Annotated in this window: 13 protein-coding genes; 5 read left to right on the plus strand and 8 right to left on the minus strand. The window is 44.6% G+C overall.

The annotated features are described in order from the left end of the window. Positions 1–245 precede the first annotated feature (245 nt). Entirely contained in the window at positions 246–1,148 is a 903-nt protein-coding gene (locus MTR82_RS11180) for a DMT family transporter (protein ID WP_246809087.1), read from the minus strand. Positions 1,149–1,250: 102 nt separating this feature from the next. Between MTR82_RS11180 and MTR82_RS11185 the strand changes: the two genes are divergently transcribed. Both MTR82_RS11185 and MTR82_RS11190 read left to right on the plus strand, forming a co-directional pair. After that, a complete protein-coding gene (locus MTR82_RS11185; protein ID WP_052652112.1) occupies positions 1,251–1,979 on the plus strand; it encodes an MgtC/SapB family protein in 729 nt (242 codons plus the stop codon). A gap of 12 nt (positions 1,980–1,991) precedes the next feature. After that, positions 1,992–2,993: a cation diffusion facilitator family transporter gene (locus tag MTR82_RS11190; RefSeq protein WP_246809089.1), complete on the plus strand. Its 1,002-nt coding sequence runs from the start codon at positions 1,992–1,994 to the stop codon at positions 2,991–2,993. Positions 2,994–3,029: 36 nt separating this feature from the next. Here MTR82_RS11190 and MTR82_RS11195 read toward each other — a convergent pair whose 3' ends face one another. From MTR82_RS11195 to pruA, 4 genes are all read right to left on the minus strand, one after another. After that, positions 3,030–4,193 (minus strand): iron-containing alcohol dehydrogenase, encoded by a 1,164-nt coding sequence (locus MTR82_RS11195; protein WP_246809090.1) that lies wholly within the window; start codon positions 4,191–4,193, stop codon positions 3,030–3,032. A gap of 107 nt (positions 4,194–4,300) precedes the next feature. Then, on the minus strand, positions 4,301–5,545 hold the full coding sequence (locus tag MTR82_RS11200) for a Glu/Leu/Phe/Val family dehydrogenase (protein WP_246809092.1): 1,245 nt from the start codon (positions 5,543–5,545) through the stop codon (positions 4,301–4,303). 83 nt (positions 5,546–5,628) lie between these two features. Then, positions 5,629–6,822, minus strand: coding sequence for an ornithine--oxo-acid transaminase (locus MTR82_RS11205; protein ID WP_246809094.1), 1,194 nt, complete (start codon positions 6,820–6,822; stop codon positions 5,629–5,631). A 78-nt stretch (positions 6,823–6,900) separates the two neighbouring features. Further along, the gene (pruA, locus tag MTR82_RS11210; protein WP_246809096.1) at positions 6,901–8,445 is read right to left on the minus strand and encodes an L-glutamate gamma-semialdehyde dehydrogenase; all 1,545 of its coding nucleotides are present in this window, start codon (positions 8,443–8,445) and stop codon (positions 6,901–6,903) included. A gap of 139 nt (positions 8,446–8,584) precedes the next feature. Between pruA and MTR82_RS11215 the strand changes: the two genes are divergently transcribed. After that, on the plus strand, positions 8,585–9,898 hold the full coding sequence (locus tag MTR82_RS11215) for an AAA-type ATPase lid domain-containing protein (RefSeq protein ID WP_246809098.1): 1,314 nt from the start codon (positions 8,585–8,587) through the stop codon (positions 9,896–9,898). 173 nt (positions 9,899–10,071) lie between these two features. On the opposite strand, the gene yugI is transcribed toward MTR82_RS11215, so the two are convergent. Both yugI and MTR82_RS11225 read right to left on the minus strand, forming a co-directional pair. Beyond that, the gene (gene yugI / locus MTR82_RS11220) at positions 10,072–10,446 is read right to left on the minus strand and encodes a S1 domain-containing post-transcriptional regulator GSP13 (RefSeq protein WP_052652123.1); all 375 of its coding nucleotides are present in this window, start codon (positions 10,444–10,446) and stop codon (positions 10,072–10,074) included. Between the two features lie 88 nt (positions 10,447–10,534). After that, positions 10,535–13,147, minus strand: a complete 2,613-nt coding sequence (locus MTR82_RS11225; RefSeq protein WP_246809100.1) for an RNA polymerase sigma factor — start codon at positions 13,145–13,147, stop codon at positions 10,535–10,537. A gap of 151 nt (positions 13,148–13,298) precedes the next feature. On the opposite strand from MTR82_RS11225, the gene MTR82_RS11230 reads away from it, so the two are divergent. Both MTR82_RS11230 and MTR82_RS11235 read left to right on the plus strand, forming a co-directional pair. Beyond that, positions 13,299–14,633 carry a sodium-dependent transporter gene (locus MTR82_RS11230; protein ID WP_246809109.1) on the plus strand — a complete coding sequence of 445 codons (1,335 nt, stop codon included), beginning with the start codon at positions 13,299–13,301 and terminating at the stop codon, positions 14,631–14,633. Positions 14,634–14,736: 103 nt separating this feature from the next. Beyond that, complete coding sequence (locus MTR82_RS11235) at positions 14,737–14,952, plus strand: helix-turn-helix domain-containing protein (RefSeq protein WP_052652128.1); 216 nt, start codon at positions 14,737–14,739, stop codon at positions 14,950–14,952. A 39-nt stretch (positions 14,953–14,991) separates the two neighbouring features. On the opposite strand, the gene MTR82_RS11240 is transcribed toward MTR82_RS11235, so the two are convergent. After that, positions 14,992–15,237 carry a DUF1871 family protein gene (locus MTR82_RS11240; protein WP_425024021.1) on the minus strand — a complete coding sequence of 82 codons (246 nt, stop codon included), beginning with the start codon at positions 15,235–15,237 and terminating at the stop codon, positions 14,992–14,994. Positions 15,238–15,255: the final 18 nt, after the last annotated feature.

A 15,255-nucleotide genomic window follows, 5' to 3' on the forward strand; every position in this document is an offset into this window, starting at 1 on the left:
GTATTGATTGCTCAATGCTGGCGCATCGCCGCCTCTAATGAGGCGCACGATTCGCTTTGATCTGGCTGAGCCTGATCAGTAATTTATTGACGTTTTGCTGTTCAGTTTTCAAGGTTCATGTTCGCCGCACTCATTGGCGACTTTATTAATATACCTTAGGTCCGACTTGTTGTCAATACTATTTTAAAATATTTTTTCGGTCGTCTTAAGGACATATATAAATATAAACCGCCGAGCGCAGAAAATCAACCCCTTTTTCTAAAAAAGAATGATTTTATTTTTCCGTAGTCTGCTACGAATAAGATTATGCCGCATAATACCACTGTTCCGCCTATAATTTGAGAAGAACTTAATAGCTCTCCAAGTATGAAATAAGCCAGTATAGCAGCTCCCACGGGCTCAAAAAGAATCGCGATCGAGATGACGTTCGTACTCACCCACTTCAAAGACCAATTGAATAATGTGTGGCCAAGTAAGTTAGGAATAATCGCTAAAAGTAAAAACCACATCCATTCGGAAGCAGGATACGGGCCAAAAGATTCGCCTTTTGCAATTATATAGAAGAACAATGTTATTGTACTAAAGCTATAAACAACAAAAGTATAGGTGATGAGCGATAATCTTTGGCGTACATCCTGGCCAAATAGCAAGTAACCTGTGATAAGGGCACATGCAATCAACGCTAATATATCTCCATATAAAGCGGAACCGCTAATTTTAAAATCTCCATAGCCAATTAATACACTGCCGAGTACAGCGATTGCTCCAGAAACGAGCGTTTTAACTGATAGCTTCTCTTTAAAAAAGAAATAGGTTCCTGCGAATGCGAATAAAGGCTGTAAGGTAACAAGAACCGTTGAACTGGCAACAGAGGTGTAATTCAACGATTCAAACCATAGAATGAAATGGAATGCTAAGAAAATCCCAGCTATTGAAGTGAAGGCCCAATCTCTTTTGCTTAGCTTCTTGATTTCCTGGGTATATTTCATAAAGAACACCGGACTCATAAGTAGAACGGAGAAAAGCATCCGATAAAAAGCAGTGACTCCAGAATCAGCAGAAGTCATTTTTACAAAAATCGCTGACAGCGCGACAGAGAATACGCCAATGATGATTGGGATCAAAGGATGAACAACTGGTTTTTCCATAAAGACGCCTCTTCTCTCTATTGCTTATGCAAAGTTTCACACTTTAAATAGTGTGACATGTCCCCCTTTCTTTATCAACCATCATTTGAAAGGAGTGCTGATATGGATTTTTTCACCTTTCTTCCTCTCGCTTCCTTTGAAACTTTTATCAAACTTTTGGTTGCCGCACTTTTAAGTTTAGTTATTGGGCTTGAACGAGAATTGAAAAGAAAACCTGTCGGCTTAAAGACGAGCATCGTCATCGCGACATTCAGCTGCTTATTGACCATCATATCAATTGAATCTGCTTATCTTGCAGAAGGAAGTGAATTTGCGAATGTTAATATCACGATGGATCCGCTGCGTTTAGCTGCACAGATTGTTTCCGGAATCGGTTTTCTTGGTGCCGGCGTTATTTTAAAACGCGGCAATGATTCCATCTCTGGTTTAACTACTGCTGCTATGATTTGGGGTGCTGGCGGCATCGGTATCGCCGTAGCAGCAGGTTTTTATGTAGAAGCTGCATTTTCAGTGCTGATTATCCTGATCGGAATCGAGGTTGTCCCTCCCCTTCTTTTCAAATTCGGGCCAAAGCGATTGCGGTTAATAGAAGCGAATATCAAGATTTTCATTTCAGACCCCTCCCATATTGAGGAGGCCATTAAAGAAATAACGTCAGAAGGCGTTATTATAGAAGCTATGTCTTTGTTTCAACACAGAGAAGAAGATTTTCCTTGCCATGAAATTGCGATACGCGCTTCTTTTTTGCAAGAGACAGAAACTGTAGCTTTATATGAAAGGATTTTAAAAATAAAGCATGTTGAGAAAGCGGAAATTGAATTGATCAGCTGAGGAGGAATTGGGATGGGTGAATTTTTTACATTATTAAAAGGCGGGAATAAACCATCATTGCTGGCTGCAGTGATGAACACAGTAATCGCAATCATGAAAGGAATTGCATTTTTCTTTACAGGAAACGTTGCCATGTTTGCTGAAACGATGCATTCCATTGGAGACGCCGCAAACCAATATTTTGTTTTCATCGGGTCTGCTTTATCTAAAAAGGCGCCGACCAAAAGATTTCCGAATGGGTTTGGCAGGCTTCTAAACCTTGTGCTGTTAGGAGCAGTCTTGGTAGTTGGCATCATGGCTTACGAAACAATTGTAGAAGGTTGGCATCAGCTGACTCATCCAGTTGAAGCAGAAGGTTTTATCATTAGTGTTGTGGTCTTATCGATAGCCGTTATTCTTGAATTTGCTGTTCTTTATAAAGCCGGCAAAGAAGTGTTGCATGAAGCTGGAGTGAAAGGCGGCATCATGGCCCCTGTCACGACAAGCTTTGGCCATTTAAACCGTGCAAAGCCTGCTACTAAACTTGTATTTATGGAAGATTTGGTCGCAACAAGTGGTGGCGTACTTGCATTGATCGCTGTCCTAATTGCACATTTTACCGGCTTCCTTGCAATTGAAGGGGCTGCTTCCATCGCAATCGGCCTCATGATGTTTTATGTAGTCATGAAGGTGTTCCTCGAAAATGCCCGCGGTGCGATTGGCGAAACGGATGAGCAAATGGTCAACCACATTGCCCATGTTCTGTTAGACCACTCAGGGGTGCGGGATATTAAAGAACTTGAAGTGGTAAAAGAAGGCGAGTTTCTGCATGTTGAGACAAAAATTGAAATCGATCCTGAATTGTCCATTAAAGAAGCAGATGAATTGCAGGATTTGTTAGCACAGCTTATTTTAAGCCAGCCAAGCGTCGATGATGTCCTTGTAACATTTGATGCAGACGATGGCGAAACACATTGGAAACATTTAAGCACACGCCCTGAATCCCTGCCACCTCTTAGAGAACCGAAAGCATAGAAAAAGACCAGGCTCATTGCCTGGTCTTTTTTATGATTAGAGCGAAGCTTGAAGAATTTGTTTTACATCTTCTCCATTTAATTTAGCAAAATTGCCGAATTCACCATAGACCATCGCTTTTTCAGCCATTAAATCGATTTTTGAATCGTCTATGCCATAATAATCCAATTTCGTCGGCGCTCCTAATGAAGTCCAGAATTCCTGTAAACGGTCGATTCCTTCAAAAGCAATCGCTTCTTCCGTTTTTCCTTCCGGCTCTACGTCAAATACACGAACTGCCAATTGGGCAAATTTGCTTGGATTTTCTTTTGCATTGTGGCGCATCCATTGTGGGAACAGAATGGCCAGCCCGCCAGCATGCGGAATGTCATAAACTGCTGATACCGCATGTTCGATATTATGCGTGCCCCAGTCTCCGCGATAGCCCATTTCCAGGAATTTGTTCAAAGCAATCGTACCTGCGAACATAATGGTTTCACGGTGTTCGTAGCTTTGAAGGTCTTCCATCAACTTGGGCGCCGTTTCAATTACCGCTTTTAATACTCCTTCACACATCCGGTCTTGAACCGGAGTATGGCTTGCATTATTGAAATACTGCTCGAAAATATGGGACATCATGTCGACAATTCCATATACCGTATGGTTTTCCGGTACCGACATCGTATAAGTAGGGTCCAGAATTGAAAATTTAGGGAATGAAAACGGGCTTCCCCAACCGTATTTCTCTTGCGTTTCTTCATTCGTAATAACAGATCCAGCGTTCATTTCAGAACCGGTTGCTGCAATGGTTAATACTGTACCGAAAGGCAAAGCGCCTTGGGGCTGGGCTTTACGGGAGACGAAGTCCCACGCATCCCCATCATATGTAGCACCACATGCGATTAACTTCGTACAATCAATGACTGAACCGCCACCGACTGCCAATAAAACATCGATGTTCTCTTTTTTGCAGATTTCAATGCCTTTTTGAGCGGTTGTAATCCGCGGGTTCGGCTCTACTCCACCTAATTCGAAGATTTCAAGGCCTGCTTGGTTTAAGGTATCCATTACTTCATCATAGAGGCCATTCTTCTTGATGCTGCCGCCACCATAGACTACTAAAACTTTTTTGCCATAATTCGGCAATTCTGTTTGGAGTGATTCGAGTTGGCCTTTGCCGAAGATCAATTTCACTGGGTTATAAAAAGAAAATGAATTCATTGTTTTAACCTCCTTTTCCTTTACTATTATGTCGATAGCCTAAGGAAAACGCAAAAATTATGCACTAAAAAAAGCCGCCCCTTAATTCAAGGGGCGGCCATTTTTTCTTATACCCAACCACGGAAGCGTGCAGCTTCTGCAGTTCTGCGGGCACCTACCATATAAGCGGCAAGTCGCATGTCGATATTGCGCGTAGTTGCAACGTTATAAACGTTTTCAAATGCATCGACCAGCTTTTTGTTCAGTTTTTCGTCTACTTCTTCCTGTGTCCAGTAATAACCTTGGTTATTCTGTACCCATTCGAAGTAAGAAACTGTAACGCCTCCGGCACTTGCCAATACATCCGGAACAAGGAGAATCCCTCTATCTGTGAGGATCTTCGTCGCTTCTGCCGTCGTTGGACCGTTAGCTGCTTCTACGACAATCGAAGCTTTGATGTTCGGTGCGTTTTCAGCGGTAATCTGATTCGAAATCGCAGCAGGAACGATGATATCGCAATCCAGTTCAAACAATTCCTTATTTGAAATCGTATTATCGAATAGCGTAGTCACAGTGCCAAAGCTATCACGGCGATCTAGCAGGTAATCGATATCCAATCCGTCCGGATCATGCAATGCACCGTACGCATCCGAAATGCCGACTACTTTTGCGCCTGCATCGTGAAGGAATTTCGCAAGGAAGCTTCCTGCATTGCCGAATCCTTGGATCACGACACGTGCGCCTTTCATATCCAAACCGCGTTTTTTAGCAGCTTCATTAATAACAATGGTTACCCCTTGAGCAGTCGCTTTATCCCGGCCTTGAGAACCGCCTAGGACAATCGGTTTACCGGTAATGAAACCAGGTGAATTGAATTCATCGATTTTGCTGTACTCGTCAAACATCCAAGCCATGATTTGAGAGTTTGTAAATACATCCGGCGCTGGAATGTCTTTGTTCGGTCCAACAATTTGGCTGATCGCTCTTACATAGCCACGGCTCAATTTCTCGATTTCATGCATGGACATTTCACGTGGATCACAGATGATGCCGCCTTTACCGCCACCATAAGGCAGATCGACAATGCCGCATTTAAGCGTCATCCACATCGACAATGCCATAACTTCTTCACGGTTTACTTCCGGGTGGAAACGCACTCCGCCTTTTGTCGGCCCTACTGCATCGTTATGCTGTGCACGGAATCCGGTGAATACTTTTACAATTCCATCGTCCATTCGAACCGGAATGCGCACTTCCATAATCCGCATTGGTTCCTTAAGAAGTTCATACATCGATTCTTCGTATCCAAGTTTATCCAATGCAGTTTTGATCACGTTCTGCGTTGACGTCAACAAGTTCAGGTTTTCAGCCATTGTTTTAATTCGCCTCTTTATATTTATAGTAATTACTCCGCCACTAGTGTAACATAATTGACTTTGCATTTGCTAGGTTGATATTATTTTGCGAATACTTTTTGGATGCGCTCAATCGCCCAGTCCAAGTCCTCTTTCGCAATAATCAAAGGCGGCGCAAAACGGATCACCGTATCATGCGTTTCTTTGCATAATAAACCAAGCTCTTTTAGCTGCTCGCAATAAGGGCGAGCTTCTTCCGTCAACTCCATGCCGATGAACAATCCGCGTCCGCGCACTTCTTTAATAGAAGGATGTTCGATTTCGCGAAGTCTTTCCATGAAGTATTCTCCAAGTTCCTGAGAACGCTGTGCCAGGTTCTCTTCTTGCAGCACTTCCATCGAAGCAATCGAAACCGCACATGCAAGCGGGTTGCCGCCAAATGTCGAGCCGTGCGAACCCGGGTTGAAGACTCCCAGAATATCGCTGTCAGCGACAACGCATGAAATCGGGAATACTCCGCCGCCAAGCGCTTTACCGAGTATGTACATATCCGGATTTACGTCCTCCCATTCGCATGCAAACATTTTGCCCGTACGCGCGAGCCCGCATTGAATTTCATCTGCAATGAATAGGACGTTGTTTTCACGGCAAAGTTCTCTTGCTGCTTTCAAAAAGCCTTCTTCCGGCATAATGATTCCCGCTTCGCCTTGGATCGGTTCGATCAGGAATGCAGCCGTATTCGGCGTGATGGCATTTTTCAAGGCTTCAAGGTCTCCAAAAGGAATCAAATTGATCCCTGGAAGCATCGGACCGAACCCTCTGCGATATTCAGGATCAGAAGATAATGATACCGCTGTCATTGTACGGCCATGGAAGTTTCCGTTGCACGCAATAATCTCCGCTTTTCCATCTTCGACGCCTTTCACATCATAAGCCCAGCGACGCGCTGCTTTAAAGGCTGTTTCAACAGCTTCTGCCCCGGTATTCATTGGCAATGCCATTTCTTTTCCAGAAATTTTGCAGATCATTTCATACCAAGGAGCTAGCATATCGTTATGGAATGCACGTGAAGTTAATGTGACGCGATCCGCCTGGTCTTTTAGTGCCTGAATGATTTTCGGATGGCGATGCCCCTGGTTTACTGCAGAGTAAGCTGAAAGCATATCCATGAATTTATTGCCTTCCGGGTCTTTTACCCATACGCCTTCCGCTTCTGTGATAACGATTGGCAGCGGGTGATAGTTGTTGGCCCCGTATTTTTCGGTTGTTTCGATGATTGTTTGCGTCTTAGTCATGTCAATTCCTCCTTATTTTTAAAAAAGGCAGACAACCTGTCTGCCTTTTAATGAATAATTATAACATCAACGGAATGATTATAACATTTCAGATGTAGTTTTTGCTTGCATATGAAGTGTTAGGTAATCTGGTCCGCCTGCTTTGGAATCTGTCCCTGACATATTGAATCCGCCAAACGGCTGGTAGCCGACGATTGCGCCTGTGCAGCCGCGGTTAAAGTAAAGGTTTCCGACATGGAACTCTTCACGAGCTTGCTCCAGGTGTTCACGGTTGTTCGTGATAACGGCTCCAGTCAAGCCGTATTCCGTATTGTTGGCAATTTCAAGTGCATGGTCGAAATCTTTCGCTTTTGAAATTCCGATGACTGGCCCGAAAATTTCTTCTTGCATGATGCGTGAGTTCGGATCCAAATCTGCAAAGACGGTTGGGTTTACGAAGTAGCCAGTTGAATCATCGCCTGTTCCGCCAGCTACTAAACGGCCTTCTTCTTTGCCGATTTCGATGTACTCAGTGATTTTCTTGAATGCCGCAGCATCGATTACCGGTCCCATGAAGTTCGACTGTTCCACTGGGTTGCCGATTGTTAGCTCTTTCGTCAATTCGATCACGCGCTCAAGCACGGTATCGTACACATCTTCGACGATAACTGCACGTGAAGCTGCTGAACATTTTTGTCCACTGAAACCGAATGCTGATTTCACAATCGTTTGAGCAGCCAGTTCAAGATCGGCTTCTTTATCAACGACCATTGTGTCTTTACCGCCCATTTCAGCGATTAAACGTTTGATCCAAATTTGCCCTTCATTCACTTTTGCAGAACGTTCGGCAATGCGAAGTCCGACTGCACGTGATCCTGTGAATGAAATAAAGCGAGTTTTCGGATGGTCAACCAAGTAATCCCCAACTTCTCCGCCTGGTCCTGGGATGTAGTTGACGACACCTGCAGGCATGCCCGCTTCTTCAAGAACTTCGATGAACTTATAAGCTACGATCGGAGTTGTTGAAGCAGGTTTTAATAGAACCGTATTTCCTGTCACCATTGCTGCAACCGTAGTTCCTGCCATGATCGCAAATGCAAAGTTCCATGGGGAAATGACAACGCCGACGCCTAGTGGAATATAGTCATAGCGGTTGTATTCACCCGGACGGCTTTCTACTGGCATGCCGTCTTTTAGGCGAAGCATCTGGCGGCCATAATATTCCAGGAAGTCAATTGCTTCCGCTGTGTCCGCATCCGCTTCGTTCCACGGTTTGCCCGCTTCTTTTGTAAGAAGTGCAGAGAATTCGTGTTTGCGGCGGCGAATGATCGCTGCTGCTTTGAACAATACGTCTGCGCGCACTTCAGGTTTTACTTTTTTCCATGATTTAAAAGCTTCAAGAGCACTTTGCATCGCTTTTTCAGCTAATTCTTTATTCGATTTAGAAACACGGCCAATGATTTCTTCTTTATCTGCCGGGTTGAAGGAAACGATTTTATCTTCAGTCGTTACACGTTCGCCGCCGATGATTAATGGATAGTCTTGGCCAAGATAAGCTTCAACTGTTTTTAACCCTTCGAGGTACGCGTTGCGGTTTTCTTCTTGTGAAAAATCAGTAAATGGTTCGTGTTTATAGGGAATCATGTGAATCCTCCTTGAAATTTGTTTAAGCGCAAAAAAAATTTGCACTTACAAACAGTTTATACTTATAATAATGCAAAAGATAATTGCATTTTTCAAGTATTTTATCGGATAACGTCAAAATAATTTTGGAGTGAAGAACGTGAGCGCGTCAGAAAAAGATCTTTCCTTGTTTTATCAATTCGCTGTTGAACGTGTGGCAGTAGGCATTCATGCCATTGACACCAAAGGAAAAACCATCTTATACAACGATAAAATGAAAGAAATTGAAGGATTTGATTTTGAAGAATTAGCGGATCGTTCACTGTTGGAAATGTTTCGATTCGACCAGCATGAAAGTACGCTGCTGCAAGTGCTGCAGAGCGGCATGCCGGTTTCGAATCGAAAACAGACTTATTGGAATCGGAAAGGGCAGGAGATCACGACGATTAATGATACCTATCCGGTTTTTGATCACAGTCAATTGGTCGGAGCGATTGAAATCTCCCAAGATGTCACCACGCTGGAAAAAGTGGTTTATCAGCCATTGAAAAAATACGAGGAGCCGATTACTTTCAATAGCATTTCCGCCATATCGGACAGCATGCAGCAAGTTATTGCGACAGCCCAAAAAGCGGCGATGATCAAGTTGCCGGTATTGCTGATTGGTGAAGCGGGCACCGGAAAAGAGCTGATTGCAGAAGCTATCCACTTCGCTTCATCTTCTGAAGGACAGCTTCATACTTTGTATTGCCACGGCACAGATCAGGAGAAGATCGACCGCCTCGGGCTCGATCTGGCGGAACATCCAAGCGGCACAATCTATTGCGAACGGATCGATCTTCTCTCCCTTCCGCTTCAAGAGCATCTCTTGAAAATGGCCAAGTCCCGTGCTACGAGTGACACCTATTTCATTGCCAGTGTCGGTGAAGATCCGGTAGACCTCATCAGTTCGGAAAAATTGCTGAAAGAACTATACTATTTCTTTTCAGCTATGACGATTCAATTGGAGCCGCTGCGCAATCGGAAAGAAGATATCGTGCCATTCGTCGAAGACTATCTGTCACGCCATCGCATGCATTTTGGCTCGATTGTTTCGGGGCTTGACGCAGAAGTGGAAGAATTGTTTTTATCATACGACTGGCCCGGCAATTTAAAAGAGCTCGAACTGATACTGGACGAAGCGACTTCCCTATTGACCACTCAAGAAAAAATTACGTACCAGCTGCTGCCGCAGCATTTTAAAGCCAAAACCCAAAAAATCGGATCGGCGACTCCCGAAGATTTCATCTTCCACTCCGGGAAAGACTTGTTGCCGCTGGATGATTATTTGCGGGAAGCTGAAATCTATTATCTTCAAAAAGCGATGGACCTCCACCGCGGCAATGTCACGAAAGCTGCATCCGCCCTCGGCATGAGCCGGCAAAATCTGCAATACCGGCTCCGGAAAATCAAAAAAAACGAAGCGCAAGGATAGCCTCGCGCTTCGTTTTTTTGTTGCCGGCTTTTCAGCCGACTCCACTTTTCTTCCTGTCTAGCTCCGTCGGCCAGCCCCTCGAGGTCGCTTCGACTTCACCTCAATGGCAAAATGCGCCATTTCCGGCAAAGTCTCCAGCGCTTGTCGGGGCTAGATGGCCGACTCCACTTTTCTTACTGTCCAGAACGCTTGATCCACTCTTGCATTTTGTCTTTCAACGAGTTGAATCCTTCTGAATCATTTTCGTTCACGTGTGATTGAAGAGATTGTTTTGGCTTTTCGCTGCGCTGAGCTGCTGGTGGCTGCTCTTGCAATGCGCGGATTGACAAGCTGATTTTTTTAGACTTTTCATCAACTTCCAAAACTTTTACGTCTACTTCTTGGCCAACTGAAAGGTATTCGCTGACTTCTTTAACGTAGCCGTGTGTGATTTCTGAAATGTGGACCAATCCTTGAGTTTGCTCATCAAGTGCTACAAACGCACCGTATGGCTGGATTCCTGTTACTTTTCCTGAGACTGTGTCTCCTGCTTGATATGTTTTTGTCATGTTCTACCCGCTCCTAGTCTTATCTAAATTATCCTATACACCTATTGGCATCTGTATATTATAGCACAACATAGGCAGCAGAGTAAAATCAGTACATATCCATATTGCCAATTCGCCATCCTTTATCCGTTTGGAACAAGGCATGGCCGTTGCCCATCATGTACTCAGCATCTGCCTCTTTCAGTTCATATTGGATTCTGCCGGATCGCCGCAAATTGAGATCGTAATGCAAGGTTTCACTTGAAAACAGCAGGCGGCCAATCTCTGAAAGTTTCGGAACACCCCGTACTTTTAATTGGTGGACAAAATAATCAGCGTCCAGGGCTAACACGTCTTCATCTGACAGTTTCTGCATCGCTGCATAGTCCTCCACCTCTCTTGCGTAGAAAAACATCCCGGAAATTTCGCCCGCTGTTAAGTCCTCAAGCATGTCCTGATCAAAATCAATTGCAAATTTTTCATACAAGGCTTTGACTTTCGCCACAAATTCAGGTTCTTCTTCGAGCACATACGATTCGACCAGCTGGTTTTCAACCAGCCACGTATGGTTTTCCGCCATAATCAGCTTTGGCGTAGGCTCGCTGATCACACCTTGCATTCCATAGCCCATTGAGGGATACAAAAATAAAGTTCGGCCGTTCCGCTCAAAGCCGTCTTTCGCTGTTTCCACCCACCGGACGTCCTCAAACAGATCCGGTTGCTTTCTCCATTCGGATAAGAATTGGTCCTTTTCTGGCTTCCAGCCATTATCGGCTGTCAAATGCCACATCGTTTCTTTATCTTCTTGATTGTTCGCATAATAATAGAGGAATAATATATCCAGCGGGTCGACATTTTCCAGTACAGTAACATCATGGTTTTGGGAAAATGCTTCATACAGTTTTTCGGTCTCAGCGAAATCAAAATTCGCTAAATCAACCATCCGATGTTCCACTTTCACATCGCCATTCGGCATTTTTTCAGCCAGCTGCTCCGCTTTCTCCAAGTAAAGTGCCTGGACAATATCGGTATAGGCCAATGCGTCATAGCTCTCAGACTTGGTCCAGCCGCTCGCTTCCATTTCCTCGACAATCGGAAGAAGCGTATAAATCAGCGGATTTCCAGATTGAATCAGCATTTGTTTCCAGGCACTTTGATACTTTTCATGGACGACGCCTTTGCTGTCGAATATCGGGTCTGCATCCGAACCTTTGACCATGAGCCAAAAACTATGCTGGAAAATGTATTCAAATTCCAAATACAAACGAGAATAATTTTCCGATTCAATCAAAGCCCTTTCCATCCCATTCAACACGTACGACATGAATTCGACATCAACCAATAAACCCTGTTCATCAAAATACGGTTCGTCTTGCAATAAATGCGTGTATTCGCTCGTGTAAAAATCCATGCTCAGCCCTTCATTCGAGAAAAGAGCGTCCATGTTGCGCCGCAATATAAACCGTTCTTCGTATGGGTGCGTGGAAATCACCAAGCCTTGTTCATGCATCCCGGCTAGCAAACGCTGAAGCTCCTCCGGCATTCTTTTCTGATTGCCCATCAACTTTTCAGGGGAAAGCTCCCCCTCGAATTTCATTTCTGCCAACTCTTCCTGATGCGCAAGAAGAGCCGTATCTACGACCCCCATGATTTCTTTCGTTTTCAATGCGTATTCATGAAGGAATTCCTGGGCTTCTTCTGCCGGCAATACCATCCCGCTTAAACTGGCAACCATCCCTTTAGGAGTTTCGATGCTCACTAAAGCCTTTGTCATTTCCTCTTCCAGTATTTTAGGGTTGTTTTCCATCTTTTTGATGTTTTTATCGCTTAAAATACGCTTCAGCTTGGCATCGGCTTCTTTGACGTAGCCAAATTGATCGAACACTTCCTGCTGGATGCCCATCCGCTCAGGCGCTGTTTTACGCGCTTCTTTGTATTGGGCCCGCCAGTCCTCAATCAATTCTCTTGTGATTTGGTCCTCTTTATCTGCAGAAGCCGTAACTTTCGGATTCTCATCATTCAATACAAACGATGCGCCGATTACACCGGTCAAAAACAAGCCCGCTGTGACCAGCAGCGCAGCTACTTTCTTGGTAGGGGCAGCATTTCGGGCGACTGCCGCTATTGCAAGCTCCGGTTCTTCTTCCGATACACCGCTCAGCAAATCTTCCTCCTGAACATGCACCTGGATGCGGTTATACGATTTCTCCAAGAATTCGATTCTTTTCATCGTTTGGCTGATGCTTTCCAACTGTAAAGCATCAGCCAGAAGTTCTACCGCTTTAGCCAACTCTTCCTCGATTTTTTCAGTTGACTGGCCAGTCAACGGCGCAATTGCTTCATTGTCCATATGCTGAAAATAAAATAAAGTGAAGATCACTCTTCTGTCTTCCGCTAATTGCTGGATGGCGCGATGCATTTCCAGGTCTTCCTCAAAACGCAGCAATTCTTCCGTTTCGCCCGATGAGGTTTGGCGTGCATATTCTTTAAAGGCAGCAATTGCCTCTATATATAAAGCTTGTTCCGCTTGATCAACTTCTATTTTCAGGAGCTGCTTTCCAATGGCTCGATAGACGGCTTCCTGATAGAGGACCAGATCGCCAGGCGGCACACCATTTTGATAGCCGAATTGCCCGATACGCGACCCGTGGTTCCTGCACCATTCCCCAAATGCTGCGCCATCGCCGGTCTGTGCAGCATGAAATAATTCTTTCTCTCTCAAGTGATGTCGCCCCTCGCGTTAAAGGAATATTCAATCTTTTCCTTTTTCTATTTATTATACACGATAAATAACCTGTGATTTGAAATATGGCTATTTTTTTCAATGGAGCTCGTGTAGAATGAAAAAATCTATAGATTATAGGAGTGAAGAAATGGAAAAACGCGAACAATGGACTTCGAAGATCGGCTTTATCTTGGCTGCTGCCGGCAGCGCCATCGGTTTAGGAGCCATCTGGAAATTCCCTTATGAGACCGGCTCGAACGGCGGAAGTGTCTTTATTTTAATGTTTATCGTAAGCACCATTGCCATTGGGCTGCCTGTGCTGCTTGCTGAATTTGTCATCGGGCGCCGCGGCCAAGCGGATGCCGTGACGGGGTTGAGAAAGCAGGCTCCCGGCAAGAAATGGTTTTTAATCGGCTGGTCCGGATTCTTTTTCTCTTTCATGATTTTGTCTTTCTACAGTGTAGTCGGCGGATGGATCTTATCGTATCTTGGCCGCTCTTTGCTTCTGCAATTATCAAATCTTGGCGACAATGCATTTGCTGAATTGTTTAATGGCATTATCGGAAATCCTTTGGAAGTCCTGCTCGCCCAAGCAGTCTTTATGTTCTTGACGATTTGGATCGTCCAAGGCGGAGTGCAAGCCGGCATCGAACGCGCTAGCAAAATCATGATGCCTGCTTTGCTGATTTTCTTTGTCGTTTTGATGATCCGTTCATTGACACTGGACGGCGCGATGGCTGGAGTGGAATTCATGTTTGTGCCGGATTGGTCTTTCTTTAATTTCGAGACCGCTTTGACCGCTCTTGGCCAAGCATTTTTCTCGCTTAGTGTCGGGGTTGCTGGTATGATCACGTACGCGTCCTATTTAGACAAGTCGGAGAATCTTACACGCTCAGCGCTCAGTGTCGTTTCGTTGAATATCATCATCTCAATTATGGCGGGCTTGATCATCTTCCCGGCAGTTTTTGCCTTAGGCTACTCGCCTGACCAAGGGCCGGGGCTTGTTTTCATCATCTTGCCAGCGATTTTCGATCAGCTGTTCATGGGTGAATTTTTAATCATCATCTTCTTCATCTTGATGTTATTCGCTACGTTGACTTCTTCCATTGCCATGCTGGAAATCGTCGTTTCAATCGGTGTCAAAAACAAATACGAACGGCGCCGAAAAATTGCTTGGCTTTACGGTTTAATGATTTTCCTGGTGGGAATCCCAAGCGCCTTGTCTTTCGGGGTCATGTCTGATCCGTTCTTATTCGGCTATACGTTCTTTGATTTTGTTGATGTTCTGACAAGCAAAATCGGCTTGCCGATCGGCGCATTGTTCATCTCCTTGTTTGCGGGCTATGTTCTGAAAAAAACCGATACACAAGCTGAACTGGGAGGCGCCTCCAGATGGGTAAGCATTTGGAGCGTTCTTGTCCGATACGTGGCTCCAATCGCCATCGTCATCGTCTTTATCCAAGGAATCATCGACGCTTTCTAAATGAATTGTCTGTAAAATGCCATAATATTCGACTAGCGAAATAAAAAGATTATGGTATTATTTCCATATAGGAAAGTATCACCACGCGAAGGAGTGTTTCACTATGAAAAAAGATTTAGCGGCTCAATTAAAATTTTTGCGCGAAGAGCGCAACTTATCGCTTGATGAATTAGCATTAAAAGCAAGAGTCGGAGTAGCCCGCCTCCAAGCATATGAATCCGGAGAAGAAGTGCCTTCGCTCCAAACCATCTTGAAACTCTCAAATGCGCTTGAAGTTCCGTCCTCCAATTTGACAGACGGTTTGTCAGCAGCAAAATAAAAAGCTATCGGCAGCCAGAGCTGCCGATAGCTTTTTTAGTTAGATGATGGATTTCGCTTCATATTTTAATGCCAAGAGCTTGTATGAAATATCTACGCATTTTTCCAAAGGAATCCACTTCTCATAAGAAACTTCATAAATGCTTTGGATTTGTTTGGCTAAATCGGAAGGATGGTCCAATACGTGCAATTGGTCCACCACATTGCCAATTTCCACGCCGTACCGCTCTTCCCCGAGAGCAAACGGATCCCATTCTTCCAAGACTCTCACCGCTCTTCGGTTCATCTCACTCATACTCATCTT

The sequence above is a fragment of the Planococcus ruber genome, assembly GCF_022819085.1.
GTDB lineage: Bacteria > Bacillota > Bacilli > Bacillales_A > Planococcaceae > Planococcus > Planococcus ruber.

Coding starts and splice junctions, on each gene's coding strand:
- MTR82_RS11240 (WP_425024021.1), bottom strand. CDS start 15,237: ATGAACCGAAGAGCGGTGAGAGTCTTGGAAGAATGGGATCCGTTTGCT.
- MTR82_RS11200 (WP_246809092.1), bottom strand. CDS start 5,545: ATGGCTGAAAACCTGAACTTGTTGACGTCAACGCAGAACGTGATCAAA.
- MTR82_RS11235 (WP_052652128.1), top strand. CDS start 14,737: ATGAAAAAAGATTTAGCGGCTCAATTAAAATTTTTGCGCGAAGAGCGC.
- pruA (WP_246809096.1), bottom strand. CDS start 8,445: ATGATTCCCTATAAACACGAACCATTTACTGATTTTTCACAAGAAGAA.
- MTR82_RS11195 (WP_246809090.1), bottom strand. CDS start 4,193: ATGAATTCATTTTCTTTTTATAACCCAGTGAAATTGATCTTCGGCAAA.
- MTR82_RS11180 (WP_246809087.1), bottom strand. CDS start 1,148: ATGGAAAAACCAGTTGTTCATCCTTTGATCCCAATCATCATTGGCGTA.
- yugI (WP_052652123.1), bottom strand. CDS start 10,446: ATGACAAAAACATATCAAGCAGGAGACACAGTCTCAGGAAAAGTAACA.
- MTR82_RS11185 (WP_052652112.1), top strand. CDS start 1,251: ATGGATTTTTTCACCTTTCTTCCTCTCGCTTCCTTTGAAACTTTTATC.
- MTR82_RS11205 (WP_246809094.1), bottom strand. CDS start 6,822: ATGACTAAGACGCAAACAATCATCGAAACAACCGAAAAATACGGGGCC.
- MTR82_RS11230 (WP_246809109.1), top strand. CDS start 13,299: ATGGAAAAACGCGAACAATGGACTTCGAAGATCGGCTTTATCTTGGCT.
- MTR82_RS11190 (WP_246809089.1), top strand. CDS start 1,992: ATGGGTGAATTTTTTACATTATTAAAAGGCGGGAATAAACCATCATTG.